Source organism: Arthrobacter sp. JUb115 (assembly GCF_004365035.1).
In the GTDB taxonomy this organism is placed as follows: Bacteria; Actinomycetota; Actinomycetes; order Actinomycetales; family Micrococcaceae; genus Glutamicibacter.
In genome coordinates, this window is the sequence record NZ_SOBS01000002.1 from 1 (window position 1) to 16,659 (window position 16,659).

At 59.5% G+C, this 16,659-nt stretch carries 13 protein-coding genes and 3 tRNA genes; 15 read left to right on the top strand and 1 reads right to left on the bottom strand.

The window, feature by feature from the left end:
* Window positions 1–787 precede the first annotated feature (787 nt).
* The 10 genes from EDF61_RS03200 (at window position 788) to EDF61_RS03245 (ending at window position 8,564) form a co-directional block, all read left to right on the top strand.
* Window positions 788–862: transfer RNA gene (locus EDF61_RS03200), tRNA-Pro, on the top strand.
* Between the two features lie 142 nt (window positions 863–1,004).
* Window positions 1,005–1,079: transfer RNA gene (locus EDF61_RS03205), tRNA-Pro, on the top strand.
* Between the two features lie 157 nt (window positions 1,080–1,236).
* Window positions 1,237–1,311: transfer RNA gene (locus EDF61_RS03210), tRNA-Pro, on the top strand.
* 87 nt (window positions 1,312–1,398) lie between these two features.
* The gene (tig, locus tag EDF61_RS03215) at window positions 1,399–2,730 is read left to right on the top strand and encodes a trigger factor (RefSeq protein WP_105658461.1); all 1,332 of its coding nucleotides are present in this window, start codon (window positions 1,399–1,401) and stop codon (window positions 2,728–2,730) included.
* A gap of 223 nt (window positions 2,731–2,953) precedes the next feature.
* Window positions 2,954–3,577 (top strand): ATP-dependent Clp protease proteolytic subunit, encoded by a 624-nt coding sequence (locus tag EDF61_RS03220; RefSeq protein WP_286134321.1) that lies wholly within the window; start codon window positions 2,954–2,956, stop codon window positions 3,575–3,577.
* 47 nt (window positions 3,578–3,624) lie between these two features.
* Complete coding sequence (locus EDF61_RS03225; RefSeq protein WP_105658463.1) at window positions 3,625–4,284, top strand: ATP-dependent Clp protease proteolytic subunit; 660 nt, start codon at window positions 3,625–3,627, stop codon at window positions 4,282–4,284.
* Window positions 4,285–4,451: 167 nt separating this feature from the next.
* Entirely contained in the window at window positions 4,452–5,744 is a 1,293-nt protein-coding gene (clpX, locus tag EDF61_RS03230; RefSeq protein ID WP_105658464.1) for an ATP-dependent Clp protease ATP-binding subunit ClpX, read from the top strand.
* 40 nt (window positions 5,745–5,784) lie between these two features.
* On the top strand, window positions 5,785–6,393 hold the full coding sequence (locus EDF61_RS03235) for a mycothiol-dependent nitroreductase Rv2466c family protein (RefSeq protein ID WP_105658465.1): 609 nt from the start codon (window positions 5,785–5,787) through the stop codon (window positions 6,391–6,393).
* A gap of 898 nt (window positions 6,394–7,291) precedes the next feature.
* Window positions 7,292–8,299 carry a trypsin-like serine peptidase gene (locus tag EDF61_RS03240; protein ID WP_105658466.1) on the top strand — a complete coding sequence of 336 codons (1,008 nt, stop codon included), beginning with the start codon at window positions 7,292–7,294 and terminating at the stop codon, window positions 8,297–8,299.
* A 70-nt stretch (window positions 8,300–8,369) separates the two neighbouring features.
* A complete protein-coding gene (locus EDF61_RS03245; RefSeq protein ID WP_133833251.1) occupies window positions 8,370–8,564 on the top strand; it encodes a hypothetical protein in 195 nt (64 codons plus the stop codon).
* A gap of 56 nt (window positions 8,565–8,620) precedes the next feature.
* Here EDF61_RS03245 and valS read toward each other — a convergent pair whose 3' ends face one another.
* Window positions 8,621–11,242, bottom strand: coding sequence for a valine--tRNA ligase (gene valS / locus EDF61_RS03250; RefSeq protein ID WP_133833252.1), 2,622 nt, complete (start codon window positions 11,240–11,242; stop codon window positions 8,621–8,623).
* 459 nt (window positions 11,243–11,701) lie between these two features.
* Between valS and EDF61_RS03255 the strand changes: the two genes are divergently transcribed.
* From EDF61_RS03255 to cysD, 5 genes are all read left to right on the top strand, one after another.
* The gene (locus EDF61_RS03255) at window positions 11,702–12,466 is read left to right on the top strand and encodes an SDR family oxidoreductase (RefSeq protein ID WP_133833253.1); all 765 of its coding nucleotides are present in this window, start codon (window positions 11,702–11,704) and stop codon (window positions 12,464–12,466) included.
* 30 nt (window positions 12,467–12,496) lie between these two features.
* Window positions 12,497–13,237: a sirohydrochlorin chelatase gene (locus EDF61_RS03260; RefSeq protein WP_105658469.1), complete on the top strand. Its 741-nt coding sequence runs from the start codon at window positions 12,497–12,499 to the stop codon at window positions 13,235–13,237.
* A 67-nt stretch (window positions 13,238–13,304) separates the two neighbouring features.
* Window positions 13,305–15,005 (top strand): nitrite/sulfite reductase, encoded by a 1,701-nt coding sequence (locus EDF61_RS03265; protein ID WP_133833254.1) that lies wholly within the window; start codon window positions 13,305–13,307, stop codon window positions 15,003–15,005.
* Window positions 15,002–15,724, top strand: a complete 723-nt coding sequence (locus tag EDF61_RS03270) for a phosphoadenylyl-sulfate reductase (RefSeq protein ID WP_105658471.1) — start codon at window positions 15,002–15,004, stop codon at window positions 15,722–15,724. Before EDF61_RS03265 ends, EDF61_RS03270 begins: the two co-directional genes overlap by 4 nt.
* Before the next feature lie 10 nt (window positions 15,725–15,734).
* Window positions 15,735–16,658, top strand: a complete 924-nt coding sequence (gene cysD, locus EDF61_RS03275) for a sulfate adenylyltransferase subunit CysD (RefSeq protein WP_105658472.1) — start codon at window positions 15,735–15,737, stop codon at window positions 16,656–16,658.
* Window position 16,659: the final 1 nt, after the last annotated feature.

The window sequence follows — 16,659 nt, forward strand, 5'->3', positions numbered from 1 at the left end:
ACTAGCCCAGTGCGCTATGCTCAGTCCAAAGTGGCGTAAAGTCTGTCTAACTTTCGGGGTTCATTCCACAGACACACTTTATTGCCTATAGCCCTGTTTGCGGCTTCCATTTTTTTCTGCTCCTGGACGTCAAATCGCATTCTTATGCATCGGCGGGGAGCGTTTTTCCCAGGCCCCTTCACTTCGTCAGCGGCGGAGAAGAGTCGTCGCCGAACGTCGCTAATTGATTCGATGAGCCTCGCGTTCCGGGGTGCAGCTTCGGGAATTGGCGATTTCCCGCTTTCAAATATGCCAAACTCGCACCCTCCTCACGCCTGCCTGGGAGCTGTTGGCATGGCGTCAGGTTTGCAAGCGTGACGCTTGGTTTCGACCGGGGTTCAGTCCAGCAGCCACGGATTATGTGCCGGGTCGCCGAGCAAAGCAACAGTCGCTGCTTGAACACCTGGAAAAAATAATCGGCCGCATCTGGGTCCCAGTCAATGCTTCAAAGGAGAATGGGTGGTTCTTGTCTTCCAGTCGGCCGGCGGCACTGGTGTTGCGGTCGTTCGAAAATCCACCTGTAATTCAACTCACGAAAAAGCGAGTTTTGGCTAAATTCTGGCTTGTGAAACGAGGAAAACCGCTAAATCATGCGGATGTCTTTCTGCAACATGCAAAATCCTCGATTTTGCTTTTGGTTCGAACCCGTGTAACTTAGTTTCTTGTGATCAGCACGGGAAACAAAACATTCCCGGACCGATTGCAAAACGGTTAGTCCAGATGAAACAAGCTTTCTTCTGAACTTTACCGGGGTGTAGCTCAGCTTGGCTAGAGCGCGCGCTTTGGGAGCGTGAGGTCGCAGGTTCGAATCCTGTCACCCCGACTTTATGGCTGAAGCAATTCAGCCGTAGAATTGAGAACTGAGAGATCAGTCCTCGTGAGTGGCGGAAATTGAAAAATTCTCGGTATTCAAGCAAAACGGTTAGTTGGAGCAAAGCATCGCTTGATGCGGCTTCCTGGCTAATCGGGGTGTAGCTCAGCTTGGCTAGAGCGCGCGCTTTGGGAGCGTGAGGTCGCAGGTTCGAATCCTGTCACCCCGACTTTACGAGTGAAAAATCTTCGGATTCAGCTCGTGAAATTTGAGAGCTAAATATAATTTAGATCTCGTGATCACTAAGAACCGTAAAAAGTAACTAGTAAGCATCACAAACGATTAGTGGATACAGGATAACTCGGGTTAGACTGTTCACTGCTAATCGGGGTGTAGCTCAGCTTGGCTAGAGCGCGCGCTTTGGGAGCGTGAGGTCGCAGGTTCGAATCCTGTCACCCCGACTCTGTCGAACAACCCCGCAACGCCACCATGTTGCGGGGTTTTTTGCAGATTAGACCTAATATTAGACAACTCAGGAGTACAACGCTGTGAAGAGCGCCGTCGAAAACGTCAACCCGACCCGGGTTAAGCTGACCGTTGAAGTTCCTTACGAGGAACTGAAGCCCCGCGTCGATGAGGCGTACAAGACCATCGCTCAGCAGATTCAGATCCCAGGCTTCCGCAAGGGCAAAGTTCCTGCAAAGATGATCGACCAGCGCGTCGGTCGCGGCCATGTCATCGAGACTGCCGTCAACGAAGGTCTGAACGAGTACTACCAGAAGGCAATGGTTGAGAACGAACTCACCCCGCTGTCCCGCCCAGAGGTAGACATCACCGAATTGCCATCCCTCGAAAAGGAAGGCGAAGGCCAGCTGGTCTTCACCCTCGAGGTAGACGTACGTCCGAAGGTTGAACTTCCGGACTACAAGGGCATCGAAGTTTCTGTTGAGGCCAAGGAAGTTGCTGACGAGGACATCGAGAAGGCTCTCGACGATCTGCGCGGCCGCTTCGGCACCCTGAAGGAAGTTGAAGCTCCAGCAGCTGCAGACTCCTTCGTGACCATCGACCTGACCGCTGCTGTAGAAGGCGAAGAAGTCGACTCCGCACAGGGCCTGTCCTACCAGATCGGTTCCGGCAACATGCTTGAGGGCATGGACGAGGCTGTTACCGGCCTGTCTGCCGGCGAAGACGCAACCTTCGAGACCACCCTGGCTGGCGGCGAGCACGCCGGCAAGACCGCAACCGTCAAGGTTGTCGTCAACGCTGTGAAGCAGCGCGAACTGCCAGAAGCTAACGATGACTTCGCTCAGCTGGCTTCGGAATTCGACACCATCGCCGAGCTGCGCGAGAACCTGTCGAAGGACGCTGCAGAGGGCAAGGTTGTCGAGCAGGGCGTAGAGGCTCGCGAGCTGGTTCTGGACAAGCTGGTTGAACTGGTTGAGGTTCCTGTTCCTGCATCGGTTATCGATGAGCAGATCGAGCAGCACTTCAACGCACCAGACGCTGAAGCAGACCACGACACCGAAGAGCACCGCGCAGAGGTTCGCGAGAACACCGAGCGTGCTTTCAAGAACGAGATCATCCTCGACGCTGTTGCAGATGCTGAAGAAGTTGGCGTCGAGCAGTCCGAGCTGATCGACTACATCGTTCAGACCGCAGGCCAGTACGGCATGGAGCCAAACCAGTTTGCACAGATGCTGGACGGCGCAGGCCAGGTTCCAATGCTCATGGGCGAAGTTCGCCGCCGCAAGGCACTTGCAAAGGTTCTCGAGTTCGCTAAGGTTACCGATTCCAACGGTGCCGCAGTTGACCTGACCTCCTTCGTCAAGCCAGCCGGTGAAGAAGAAGCTGCTGAGGTTGAGGCCGAAGAGGCCAAGTAGTCTTCACTAAACTCTGATGGCCATCGGCCGCTTGTTCAAAACAAGCCGCCGATGGCCATTTTTGTTCGCTGCGGGCGTGCATCATGCGCCGTGAGCGAAACAGGGGCATGAAACGGCCCAAGAATGGCTTGAAGTAAGTAATCTCAAAGTAACCAGTTGTAGCTATGGGATTAGAAACAGAGATTCCAGAAACTGATCTACACGTTTGGAAGAGGTAGAGAACATGTCAAATGATTCGCGCACTCCCACTATGGCAGCCGCAGAGCCGGCCGGCCGTGATGACTACATCTACAACCGCCTGCTCAAGGAGCGCATCATCTGGCTGGGCTCCGACGTCCGCGACGACAATGCGAATGCCATTTGCTCGCAGTTGCTGCTGCTCTCGGCAGAGGATCCTGAGAAGGACATCTACCTGTACATCAACTCGCCAGGTGGATCGATCACCGCTGGCATGGCCATCTACGACACCATGAACTTCATCCCAAATGACGTCGTGACCGTAGCAACCGGTCTGGCCGCATCGATGGGCCAGTTCCTGCTGTCCTCGGGCACCCCAGGCAAGCGTTTCGCTACGCCGAACGCCCGCATCCTGATGCACCAGCCATCGGGCGGCATCGGCGGTACCGCCTCGGATATCAAGATCCAGGCTGAACTGATCATGCACATGAAGAAGGTCATGAGCGAGTTGACTGCAGAACAGACCGGTCAGACCGTGGAGCAGATCCTCATCGACAACCAGCGTGATAAGTGGTTCACCGCAGAAGATGGCTTGAAGTACGGCTTCTTCGATCAGATCGCAACCCACGCAGGCTCGGTCAACGGTTTCGTAGGCGACGACAACAAATAGTCGCACCGCATCGCTTGATACCCAAAGATTTGTCCTAGGAGAAAACCATGAACTTCAATCCGGAAGCCGTTAGCGGTCAGATGCCGTCGGCCCGCTACATCCTGCCACAGTTCGAAGAGCGCACCCCATACGGCTTCAAGCGCCAGGACCCATACGCAAAGCTATTCGAAGATCGCATCATCTTCCTCGGCGCCCAGGTTGATGACGCATCGGCCGATGACGTGATGGCCCAGCTGCTGGTCCTGGAATCCATGGACCCTGAGCGCGACGTTACCCTGTACATCAATTCGCCAGGTGGTTCCTTCACCGCGATGACTGCAATCTACGACACGATTCAGTTCATCCGCCCAGAGGTCCAGACCGTGTGCCTTGGCCAGGCGGCGTCCGCAGCAGCAGTACTGCTCGCAGCTGGTACCCCGGGCAAGCGTTTGGCCCTGCCTAACGCGCGCGTATTGATCCACCAGCCAGCAATGGGTGGCGGCGAACGCGGCACCGCGACTGACCTGCAGATCCAGGCCGAGGAAGTTATGCGCATGCGCAGCTGGCTGGAAGAGACCATTGCCTCCCACTCCGGCCAGGACGTTGAGAAGGTGCGCGGCGACGTGGAGCGTGACTTGTTCATGACTGCTAGCGAAGCCAAGGTGTACGGCATCGTAGACGAGGTATTGACTCCTCGTAAGCTGAACCGTGCTCAGCTGGGAAGCTAGCGCATACTTGGAATAATCCATGATGAATGGCGGTTTACCTAGTTGCTGGTCTGTCCAAAGGCAGACGGCACAACACAGGTAAACCGCCATATTCATCTAATTTGGGGGACTACTAGCCTAGAATTGAGTAAGTCCACAGCTACTCAAGTAAACGGGAGAATGGTGCGATGGGACGCATGGGTGAAGGCTCGGATCTGTTGAAATGCTCTTTCTGCGGGAAGAGCCAGAAGCAGGTTAAGAAGCTAATTGCAGGCCATGGTGTCTACATTTGTACTGAATGCATCGAACTCTGCAACGAAATCATCGCTGAAGAGTTCGCCGAAGAGCAGGTGCACGAAGAGTTCTCCTTGGCTAAGCCACGCGAGATCTTCAACTCGCTGCAGGAATACGTCATCGGCCAGGAGAACGCCAAGCGTGCTCTCTCGGTCGCTGTCTATAACCACTACAAGCGTATCCACGGCAACCAGGACCACGGTCCTGTTGCGGCGCTGACTAACGATGACCCGCTGGATGATGTGGAAGTCTCGAAGTCCAACATCATGCTTATTGGTCCTACCGGATGCGGTAAGACGTACCTGGCGCAGTCGCTGGCGAAGAAGCTGAATGTTCCTTTCGCTGTCGCCGACGCTACAAGCCTGACTGAAGCAGGCTACGTGGGTGAAGATGTGGAAAATATTCTTCTCAAGCTGCTTCAAGCTGCCGACTATGACGTCAAGAAGGCCGAGACCGGCATCATCTATATTGACGAGATCGACAAGATTTCCCGCAAGAGCGAGAACCCTTCGATCACCCGGGACGTTTCGGGTGAAGGCGTCCAGCAGGCGCTTCTGAAGATCCTTGAAGGCACTGTCGCTGCGGTGCCGCCCCAGGGTGGCCGCAAGCACCCTCACCAGGATTTCATTCAGCTCGACACCACCAATATCCTGTTCATCGTTGCCGGCGCCTTTGCCGGACTGGAAGAAATTATTTCTTCACGGGCAGGGCAGAAAGGCATCGGTTTCGGTGCTCCGCTGAAAGCGCTGAAGTCGGAGACCGCTTCCTACTCGGATGTTCGGCCGGAAGACTTGCTCAAGTTCGGCCTGATTCCAGAATTCATTGGTCGCCTGCCGGTGATCACCACGGTGGAGCATCTGGATAAGGACGCGCTAGTGCGCGTACTGACCGAACCAAAGAACGCACTTCTCAAGCAGTACCAGAAGATGTTCCAGATGGATGGCGTAGCTTTGAGCTTCGACCAGTCGGCACTGGAAGCAATCGCAGAACAGGCTATTGCGCGTGAGACCGGCGCGCGTGGTTTGCGGTCGATTCTTGAGGAAACCCTTGGCGGCGTAATGTTCGACCTTCCAAGCCGCGACGATGTTGCCGAGGTGGTCATTACTCGGGCAACCGTCATTGACCGTGAAGATCCCACGTTGCTCTCTCACGCGATGGTGGCCAAGCGCGATATGAAGTCCGCCTAGCCGTATTCAAAAATTCTCTTCGGAAGAAAGTTGGTAGTTCATGGCTGAACGTCAGCAAGTAGATTTTTGGTTCGATCCAATCTGCCCGTTCGCTTGGGCGACGAGCCGCTGGATCAAGGAAGTGGAGAAGGTCCGCGACATCGACGTGAACTGGAACGTCATGAGCCTCTCGATGCTTAACGAAGGCCGCGACCTTCCAGCTGACTACCGCGCCAAGATGGACATCTCATGGGGGCCGGTGCGGGTGGTCACGCGTGCTGCCCAGGAACACGGCGAGGGAGTCAAGGACAGCTTGTACACCGCCATGGGTGAACTATTCCATTACGAGAAGATCGAAGATCGTGATGAAGTCATCGCCAAGGCGCTGAAGAAGGCGGGATTGCCGGCGGAACTCGCTGAAGCTGCGAATACCGATGCCAACGATGACGTGCTGCGCTCGAGCCACGAGGCAGGCATCAACTTGGTGGGGCAGGATGTAGGCACGCCAATCGTCGCCGTTGATGGCGTTGCTTTCTTCGGTCCGGTCATTACCCGTATTCCAACTGGGGAAGATGCAGGAAAGATGTTTGACGCTGCGGCGCAGCTCGCATCCTTCCCGTACTTCTTCGAAATGAAGCGCACTCGTACCGAAAGCCCGGTTTTCGACTAAGCGGGAATTTTCTGTTCCAAGGACGTTGTCTCATTGCGAGGCAGCGTCCTTGGTTTTTAATCAGTGAAGGCGCTTGGCATGGAGGGCCGGGTGTTCGCCCTCCGATGCCACTAATCCACGGGACGATTGGCTATCCGCCGACGGAGGAAGGTGCGCCATCAAGGCGCCGATCCGCATGGGCCGGACCAGTATTCTGTGCATCCGCCATTCGTTGCACCGGTGCTTCACCTTCTCGTCGGATCGCGGAGCACGCGGTTCATATTGGCCAGGGACGGTTCCGCAGTCCAATTGGTGCGTCGTTCGAACCTCCGTTTCTTAGGCTCGGATGATGACTCATCAATCCAGGGCAACGGCGCGCGGCGGGCGGACAGTTCAAGCTGCCTTTGCAGAGTGCGCAGGCGTCATCGGATTGCAAGGCAAGTCGTGGAGGTAGGCCGTCGGCATCGGCAACCGGCTCTATTGGGTGTCGAATAAGTCCAATTTTAAAGCCTAATTAATGCATATTTTTTCCTACAGGGCAGACATCGCGGAGCCGGGAAAGTATCTGTTACCGAAGCTTCTATTTCATATATTCAGACACGCTTCTCCGGTCTCGCGCGGCAAGGCCGGACTCTGGGCGTGTGATTCGGCTCACTGGTATTCAGGGGCTGGTTTGAAATCACCAGAAATGCACGGGCTCATTCGAAGGGGAGTCGTGGCGCCGGGGAATCGATTGAAAGTATCTGTTTCAAAACTATTTCGCTTCACAACTTGGTGGCCGTTGCAGGTCGGTGACGCGGCGGGCGGAGGAAAATATTCCTGTAGAAAATGCTTGAAGTGTGTGTTTGACTGTTTCCCACGAGTGCAACAGCACCCCCATCGATAGTGGCAAAGAAGCCACTGGACAAGGAGTTAAATCGTGCAGATTCGTTCTCTAATTACGGATTCATCCAAGGGCAAGGGGCGCCACAAGCTGGCAAGCGCCGCGGTTCTTGCAGGCGCGCTGATGCTCGGCGTGGCACCGATGGCCTCGGCAGCGCCGACGACCACTGGTGGCGACGTCGAGTCAATCACGATCTCGGAACAGAAGGCTGACGCAGCGGTATCCTACTGGACCGCGGATCGGATGAAAGCCGCAAAGAACGCAGATTCACTCGTAGCTGGCAAGTCGGGTTCGGCTGCCAAGGTTGAAGCCGGCAAGCCGGCCAAGGTCGCCGGTCATGGCGCGCAGGCGGCAGCCGGAAAGCAGGCCCAAACGAAGGGTGGCAAGACTCGCGCTACCCAGGAAACACCGGTTTCGCACATCGGCAAGGTGTTCTTCACTCTCGGCGGATCAGACTACGTGTGCTCTGGCAACGCTGTCGTCTCCGCCAACGAGTCGACGGTCTCCACCGCTGGCCACTGCCTGAATGAAGGACCCGGTTCATTCGCAACCCGTTGGGTCTTCGTTCCAGCCTATGAAAACGGCAAAGCACCCTACGGTTCCTTCGCAGCGACCGAGCTGGTGGCACCAACTGAATGGTCAAATGGCGGGGACATCACCTATGACACAGGCTTCGCCGTGGTCAGCTCCAGCGGTGGTGCGTCCTTGACTGATGCTGTTGGCGCTTCGGGGGTCGCCTTCAACCAGGCGCGCGGAGAGTACTACACTGCTTACGGCTACCCAGCTGCTTCGCCATTCAACGGCGAGACCTTGCAATCGTGCAGCGGATACTCCAGCGACGATCCGTTTGGCCAGTCCCAGTCCCAAGGCATTCCATGCAACATGACCGGCGGCTCGTCCGGTGGCCCATGGTTCCTGGGGAGTGGATCTAACGGCTACCAGAACTCTGTGAACAGCTTCGGCTACAGCTCGGTGCGCGACACCATGTTCGGACCGTACTGGGGCTCGGTGATCCAGCAGGCATACCAGAGCGCACAGAACTAAGCACTAATAGCCCAGCAGCTGGACATCGATGGGGATCCAGCTGCTGGCTGCAAGTAGATGGGAAGAGAAGATGACCGACGGAAATTCGCCAGCTGCCGGGTCAGAAGGCCCGGTCCAGAAGCATCGTCTTGAGTCCAGCGCGGAAGACCAACTGGAACACTTCACCGACGAACGTCGACGCGCGGCTCGGCCCATGGAGAAAACCGTCCAGTCTCCACCCGAAACGGATGACCCCGATGCGGGGGAGGAGCAAGGGCAGAAATAGCAAAACCGGTTGCCGTCCCGATGACGGGATGGCAACCGGTTTTTCTGGTTCAACTGCTATTCGGTTTCTTCAGCCGGAGCCAATTCAACGTTGGTGACAGTCATTTCACCGTCGGCTTTAACCAGGGTCAGCTCACGGGCGTTCGCCGCGGACTTCAAGTCCTCGAATCCTGCCTTGAGCTGCGCAACCTGAGACGCTGGAGCGTGGATCTCGCCCGAGAGCACTTCGGTACGCTGCTTGACCTTCGCATCGGACTTGGCCTTGCGGATGCCCGAGAGAGCGACGCCAACCAGTGGCAGTACCGCCGGGTCGGAGCCCTCCACTGCAGCGGACAAGTGCCCGGTGCTTGGCCACTGGGTCAGGTGCACCGACCCGGTGCGCCACCAACCCCAAACCTCTTCGGTAGCGAATGGCAGGAACGGCGCGAAGAGCCGCAGCACGGAATCAAGGGTGGTGGCCAGGGTAGCCAGAACCGACGCCTGCTCGGCTTCGCCGTGGCCGCCGTAGGCGCGGTCCTTGACCAATTCGACGTAGTCGTCGGTGAACGACCAGAAGAACGACTCGGTGATATCCAGCGCGCGAGCATAGTCGTAGTTGTCGAAAGCGCGCTGGGCCTCTTCAATAACGGTCGACAGGCGAGCGAGCAGCGAACGATCCAGCCCGTTGGTGACTACCGAAGCGTCATCGGTCAGGACGTTGGCGTCGGTCGCGCCCAAGTTCAGCACGAACTTCGAGGCGTTGAGGATCTTGATGGCCAGGCGGCGGCCGATCTTCATCTGGTTGATTTCATACGCGGTATCGGCACCCAGCTTGGCACTGGCCGCCCAGTAGCGTACGGCGTCCGCGCCGAACTTATCCAGGACTTCGTTAGGTACAACCACGTTGCCCTTGGACTTGGACATCTTCTTGCGGTCCGGATCCAGGATCCAGCCCGAAATCGCAGCGTGCTTCCACGGAGCGTTGCCGTGCAGGGAATCTGCGCGAACCGCGGTGGAGAACAGCCAAGTACGGATGATGTCGTGGCCCTGCGGGCGCAGGTCGAAGGGGTAGACCTTCGAGAAGAACTCGTCGTCACGGCCCCAACGGCCAGCGATTTGCGGGGTCAGCGAGCTGGTTGCCCAGGTGTCCAGGACATCGGCATCGCCAATGAAGCCGTTAGCGGAGCCGCGCTGGTCCTCGGTGTAGCCGGTCGGCGCGTCTGCTGCCGGGTCAACCGGAAGCTGGTCGATGGTCGGCAACAGCGGCGCATCGTAGTTCGGTTCGCCGTGCTCGTTGACCTGGTACCACACTGGCACTGGTACGCCGAAGAAGCGCTGGCGGGAAACGAGCCAGTCGCCGTTCAGGCCCGAAACCCAGTTTTCGTAGCGCGAGCGCATGAACGACGGGTGGAAATCAATTTCCTGGCCGCGTGCGATCATCTGGTTGCGGCGTTCTTCATCACGGCCGCCGTTGCGGATGTACCACTGGCGCGAGGTCACGATTTCCAGCGGCTTGTCGCCCTTTTCGAAGAAGTTCACCGGACGGGAAATCTTCTTCGGCTCGCCATCAAGCAGGCCCGCGTCGGAAAGCATCTCGACGACGGTTTCCTTGGCGGAGAACACGGTCTTTGCCGAAATCTGGGCGTACGCTTCCTTGCCGGCCTCGGTGGTGATCCACTCGGGGGTGTCTGCAAGGATGCGGCCGTCGCGTCCAATGATCGGACGGGTTGGCAGCTGCAGTTCGCGCCACCAGGTCACGTCGGTCAAGTCGCCAAACGTGCACACCATGGCAATGCCAGAACCCTTGTCGGCCTGGGCCAATGGGTGCGGGTGGACGGTGACGGGAACTCCGAAGATCGGCGAGGTCACGGTCTTGCCGAACAAGTGCTGGTAGCGCTCGTCATCCGGGTGGGCCACTAGCGCGGCGCAAGCAGCGAGCAGTTCCGGGCGGGTGGTCTCGATGAAGACCTGCTCGCCGTTTTCAGCGTCGAATGCATAACGGTAGTAGGCGCCGGGCATTTCCCGGTCTTCGAGTTCGGCCTGGGCCACTGCGGTACGGAAGGTCACGTCCCACAGGGTTGGAGCTTCAGCCATGTAGGCGTCGCCCTTTGCCAGGTTGTCCAGGAAGGCGCGCTGCGAAGTTGCACGCGAATTGTCGTCGATCGTGCGGTAGGTCATGCGCCAGTCCACCGAAAGGCCCAGGGTGGTGAACAGCTGCTCGAAGACCTTTTCGTCTTCGACCGCCAGCTCTTCACAGATCTCGATGAAGTTCTTGCGGCTGATGACATCCCAGTCGCGCTGGTTCTTCGCAGGCTTTTCCGGTGGACGGTAGCCCTCGATGTACGGCTTGGTCGGGTCGCAACGGACGCCGAAGTAGTTCTGCACGCGGCGCTCGGTAGGCAAGCCGTTGTCATCCCAACCAAGTGGGTAGAACACGTTCTTGCCGATCATGCGCTGGTAGCGAGCCAACACGTCGGTCTGCGTGTACGAGAACATGTGTCCTACGTGCAGCGAACCCGAAGCGGTTGGCGGGGGAGTGTCGATGGAGTACACGGCTTCGCGAGTCGTGTCCTCATTGAAGTGATAGGTGCCCTCGGTGCGCCACCGGGACGAAAGACGTTCTTCCAAGCCTTCCAAAGCGGGCTTGTCAGGAACGGAAACCGTTGCGGGCGTGTCTGTGCCCAAGTTTTCTTCTGCCATACGTCTATTCTTCCATGTTTTGCCCGGCGCACAGTCATTGTTGCCCATGGCTTGCACCACGCCGCTGTACAGCCGGGACCAGCTGGATCAAAAGCCTGTGCCGGACCGGCGGCCCTTGGCTCAGCCGTCCTGCCGCGAACGCCGAATCGCCTTGTCGCCCGCACCAGCGGCACGGTGCACCCGGGCATAGCAGCGCCGTCTGGCGTTGGCGCATTCCTGCATGGCTCCGCTTACGCAAGATATTCCCTCCGATTGCATTCCTCCGGCAGCCGCGCCAGCTGCACGTTGCCGCCGCGCAGTAGGCGCAGGCGGGACAGCATCGGCCATGGCCCTGGCGGCACCGCCGACGCTCGCCGCCCTGGATTCCAGGCCCTGGCCCGGAAGAAAATCTTGCCGCATGAAATGTAAGAGAAATTCATGCCTTACCAACTGGTAATGATCTGGTTCTACAGTTGACGTATGACAATTACAGATAAGACTTCTTCCCGTTCGGCCGTTGTTACCGGAGCTTCCAGCGGAATCGGCCAGGCAACAGTCCATGCGTTGCGCGCACAAGGATGGACCGTCTTCGCAGTAGCCCGCCGGGCCGACCGCTTGGAAAAGCTCGCCGCTGAATGCGGTGCGATCGCGGTGCCAGCAGATGTCAGCGTGCAGGCAGATGTCGACGCACTGGTAGAAACGGTCACCGCGCAAGGCGGCGCAGATACGCTGGTCAATTGCGCCGGCGGTGCGCGTGGAACCGAAACCTGGGCCGACGCGGTCGATGAAAACTGGGACTTCATGTGGCAAGCCAATGTCATGGGAACCATGCGCTTGACCCGTGCACTGCTGCCCCAGCTTCGCGAGGCGCGAGGCACCGTCTTGAACGTTACCTCCACCGCCGCACTGGCCAGCTACGAAGGCGGCAGCGGCTACAACGCGGCAAAGGCCGCTGAACGTGCCATGACCCAGGCGCTTCGACTGGAAGAAGTCGAGAACGGGCTGCGGGTAATCGAGATCCTGCCCGGCCTGGTGCAGACAGAAGAGTTCGCGCTCCGTCGCCTGGGAAGCCAGAGCGCCGCCGACAACGTCTACGCCGGTGTGGAGAATCCCTTGACCGGTGAAGACGTTGCCGAAGTCATCCGCTATGCGGTCAGCGCCCCGGCCCACGTGAATCTGGATGAAATTGTCATCCGCCCGCAGGCGCAGGCCGCCAACCACAAGCTAGTGCGCAGCGCCAAATAGGCGCCCAACAACATCGGTGAGGATCAATTCATGAGTCAAGCGACCCAGCAGAAGATACATGTTGTCGCAACATCCCACGGCACGGACAACGCCAACGGGCAGCAACTAATCCATGATCTGCGTGCCGACCTGGAACGGCGGAGCGAAGAGCGATTCCCGGTGCAGCTTGTCTGGCACGAAGCCTATGTGGATGTCCAAGAGCCCCGGCTTGAAACGGTTATCGCCGGTTTGCCTGAAGGCGAGCCGGCAGTGGTCTTGCCGCTGCTGGTCTCCGACGGCGTTCATACGACGCACGACATTGCGCAGGCGGTCGCCTCGCGCGCGGGAACCTCCGCCGCCCTGCCATTGGGTCCGCTGCCGGAGCTGGCCCAAGTCCTGGCGCAACGCGCCGCAGGGCACCTGGCCAACGACCCGCTCGTTGTCTTGGCGGCGGCGGGCACGAGATTGGAAGTCGGCCAAAACCAGGTCAAGAATCTCGCCGAGCAGCTCGCTGTCCTATTGGAGCGCGAAGTGCAGGTGGGCTACTGCGCAGGGGCCCAGCCGCGGATCGCTGACGTCGTGGGAAATGCTGCCGCGCGTCCAGTGCTCGTGCTCAGCTCGCTGCTCGCCGACGGATTCTTCCAGCAGAAGCTGGCTAGCACGGGGGCAGGCGTGGTGACAAGCCCCCTGCTTCCTGACGTAATGATTGCTCAATGTTTCCTTGTGCGACTGCAAAAGGCGCTCGAAGAGGAGCTTTTCATGTCTCCAGATGACGAAGTCCTAACTCGTTAGGCAACGCGTAGCCATGTGACACCGGCAGGTTGCCGACCCCCTGGGGGCAGTTCCTACGCTGGTGGACATGACGCAGACAACCACACCAGTTCGCTCCACAAGAGCGGCAAAACCCAACGGCCAATGGAAAATCGACGGCCCTGTCCCGTTGAATGCCAACGAAGAGATGAAGGCCGCCGACAACGGCCTGAACGTGCGCCAGCGCATCGAGGAAATCTACTCGAAGCAGGGCTTCGATTCCATTGAACCCGAGGATCTGCACGGCCGCTTCCGCTGGTGGGGCCTCTACACCCAGCGTGCCCAGGGGATCCCCGGCGGCAAGACGGCGACGCTGAGCCCAGAAGAACTTGAAGACCGCTACTTCATGCTGCGCGTGCGCATCGACGGCGGCGCCCTGACCACCGAGCAGCTGCGCGTCATCGGCCAGATCTCCACCGACTTCGCCCGCGACACCGCCGACCTGACAGATCGCCAGAACGTCCAGCTGCACTGGATCGACGTCGTCGATGTCCCGGAGATCTGGCAGCGGCTGGAAGCCGTCGGCCTGCACACCACCGAGGCCTGCGGCGACGTGCCCCGTGTCATCCTCGGCTCTCCGGTGGCAGGCATCAGCAAGGACGAGATCATCGATCCCAGCCCGGTGATCGCCGAAATTTCCCGCCGCTACATCGGCAAGCCGGAATTCGCGAACCTCCCGCGCAAGTTCAAGACCGCCATCACCGGCCACCCAAGCCAGGATGTCGTCCACGAAATCAACGACATCGCCTTGATCGGCACCGTCCACCCGCAGCTCGGCCCCGGATACGACCTGTGGGTTGGCGGCGGGCTGTCGGCAAACCCCCGCCTGGGCGAACGCCTCGGCGCCTTCGTGACCGAAGAGCAGGCACCGGATGTCTGGGAAGGCGTAGTTTCCATCTTCCGGGACTACGGATACCGCCGCTTGCGCAACCGCGCACGCCTGAAGTTCCTGCTGGCCGAATGGGGCACGGAAAAAATGCGCCAGGTGCTGCAAGATGAGTACCTGGGCTACGAGCTGCCCGACGGCCCGTTGCCGGAGCAGCCCACCGAAGCAGGAGACCACAGCGGAGTCAACGAGCAGAAGGACGGCAAGTTCTACATCGGGTTGACCGCTCCGGCTGGCCGCGTATCCGGTACCGCGCTGACCGGCCTTGCCGATTTGGCCGAAGCCCATGGATCCACCCGGCTGCGCACCACCCCGCACCAGAAGATCATCGCCCTGGACATCGCCGAAGAGCAGGTGCAGGACTTCGTCGCTTCGGCCCGCGCCCTGGGCCTAGAGACATTCCCCAGCTTGTTCAAGCGTTCGGCCATTGCCTGCACCGGTATCGAATTCTGCAAGCTGGCCATTGTGGACACCAAAGACACCATGATTGACGCGGTAGCAAAAATCGAGGATCGCCTGGCCGACCACGAGGGCAAGCTGCCTCGCCAGCTGTCTCTGCACGTCAACGGCTGCCCGAACTCCTGCGCCCGCATCCAAACCGCGGACCTCGGATTCAAGGGGCAGCTGATTACCAACGACCAGGGAGAACAGGTCTCCGGATTCCAGGTTCACCTCGGTGGCACCCTGGCCGGTTTCGAAAATGGCGAAGCCGCCCTGGGGCGCACGGTGCGCGGGCTCAAGGTCGCGGCTGATGAATTGCCCGAATACGTGGAGCGGGTAGTGAAGAACTACTCGGCCTCGGCTGCCGAAGGGGAATCCTTCGCTGCCTGGGCCCACCGAGCTGAAGAGGATGAGCTGAAATGAGCAAGCCGACCCCAGTACGTACCCGCAGCGAGGCTGAACTGCGGCGCATCGCCAAGCTGGGCGCCGCCGAGCTGGGCTGGGATGCCACAGCGGACCAGGTCGTCGCTTTCGCAGCTGAGCACCTCGACGCCGACGAGGTAGCGGTGGCCTGCTCGATGGCCGATGCCGTGCTGCCGCACCTGGTCTGCGCGCAGCTGCCCAAGGTCGATGTGCTGTTCCTGGAAACCGGATACCACTTTGCCGAAACCCACGGAACCCGCGACGAAGTGGCTCGCACGCTGGACGTGAACATCGTCGACGTGCTGCCTGCCTTGACCGTGGCCGAACAGGATGCGAAGTTCGGCAAGGACCTGTTCTCCCGGGATCCGGCCGCCTGCTGCCAGCTGCGCAAGATGGACCCGCTGGCCAGATCCCTGTCCGGATACAGCGCGTGGTTCACCGGGGTACGCCGTGACGAAGCTGAGACCCGCATCAACACGCCCCTGGTCGCTTTCGACGAGAAGCACGGACTGGTCAAATTCAATCCCGTCGCCCCCTGGAGCTTCGATCAGCTGATTGACTACGCCACCGGGCACCAAGTACCCGTGAACCTGCTGCTGTCCAACGGCTACCCGTCCATCGGATGCCAGCCTTGCACCCGGCCGGTAGCCGAAGGCGAGGACCCGCGGGCTGGCCGCTGGGCCGGGCTGAACAAAACCGAATGCGGAATCCACGTCTAAGGAGCGAATCATGACCATCACCGCTAACGCGCCTGCAGGCACCCAGCGCAGCGTCCTGGACGCCCTGGAGGCCGAATCGATCCACATCATCCGCGAAGTGCTCGCCGAATTCGACAAGCCCGGACTGCTGTTCTCCGGCGGCAAGGACTCCGTAGTCGTCCTGCACCTGCTGGCCAAGGCCGTCTCCCCGGGCCGCGTGCCCATCCCCGTCGTGCACATCGATACCGGCCACAACTTCGCCGAGGTGCTCAACTTCCGCGACGCGGTCGTGGAAAAGTACGGGCTGAACCTCGTCGTCGGCTCCGTGCAGGAGTACATCGACCGCGGAGAGCTGGCCGAGCTGCCCGACGGCACCCGCAACCGCCTGCAGACCCGGGTCCTGCTGGACACCATCGAATCCAACGGCTTCGACGTGGTCTTCGGCGGGGCGCGCCGCGATGAGGACAAGGCCCGCGCCAAGGAGCGCATCCTGTCCCTGCGCGACGAGTTCGGCGTCTGGGATCCGCGCAACCAGCGCCCGGAAATCTGGAGCCTGTACAACGGGCGGCACGAGCCGGATTGGCATGTGCGCGCCTTCCCGATCTCCAACTGGACCGAACGCGATATCTGGGCCTACATCCAGCGCGAGAACATCGAGCTGCCGCCGATCTACTTCGCGCACTGCCGCCAGGTCTTCGAACGCGACGGCATGTGGCGGGCACTGACCAGCGTCAGCCAGCCCAACGCCGATGAGCCGGTCGTCGTCAAGCAGGTGCGCTACCGCACCGTGGGCGACGCCAGCTGCACCGGTGCGGTGCTCTCCGCCGCCGACACCGTGGCGAAGGTGCTCGATGAATTGGCCGTCGCCACCATCACCGAACGCGGAGCCACCCGCGCCGACGACCGTATTTCCGCCGCGGGAATGGAAGACCGCAAGACCGAAGGGTACTTCTAAG

What these genes read in the sequence shown, in the direction of transcription:
- EDF61_RS03225 (WP_105658463.1), top strand. Translation starts at nt 3,625, where the DNA reads ATGAACTTCAATCCGGAAGCCGTTAGCGGTCAGATGCCGTCGGCCCGC.
- cysD (WP_105658472.1), top strand. Translation starts at nt 15,735, where the DNA reads ATGACCATCACCGCTAACGCGCCTGCAGGCACCCAGCGCAGCGTCCTG.
- EDF61_RS03265 (WP_133833254.1), top strand. Translation starts at nt 13,305, where the DNA reads ATGACGCAGACAACCACACCAGTTCGCTCCACAAGAGCGGCAAAACCC.
- EDF61_RS03220 (WP_286134321.1), top strand. Translation starts at nt 2,954, where the DNA reads ATGTCAAATGATTCGCGCACTCCCACTATGGCAGCCGCAGAGCCGGCC.
- EDF61_RS03235 (WP_105658465.1), top strand. Translation starts at nt 5,785, where the DNA reads ATGGCTGAACGTCAGCAAGTAGATTTTTGGTTCGATCCAATCTGCCCG.
- EDF61_RS03270 (WP_105658471.1), top strand. Translation starts at nt 15,002, where the DNA reads ATGAGCAAGCCGACCCCAGTACGTACCCGCAGCGAGGCTGAACTGCGG.
- EDF61_RS03260 (WP_105658469.1), top strand. Translation starts at nt 12,497, where the DNA reads ATGAGTCAAGCGACCCAGCAGAAGATACATGTTGTCGCAACATCCCAC.
- valS (WP_133833252.1), bottom strand. Translation starts at nt 11,242, where the DNA reads ATGGCAGAAGAAAACTTGGGCACAGACACGCCCGCAACGGTTTCCGTT.
- EDF61_RS03255 (WP_133833253.1), top strand. Translation starts at nt 11,702, where the DNA reads ATGACAATTACAGATAAGACTTCTTCCCGTTCGGCCGTTGTTACCGGA.
- clpX (WP_105658464.1), top strand. Translation starts at nt 4,452, where the DNA reads ATGGGACGCATGGGTGAAGGCTCGGATCTGTTGAAATGCTCTTTCTGC.
- EDF61_RS03245 (WP_133833251.1), top strand. Translation starts at nt 8,370, where the DNA reads ATGACCGACGGAAATTCGCCAGCTGCCGGGTCAGAAGGCCCGGTCCAG.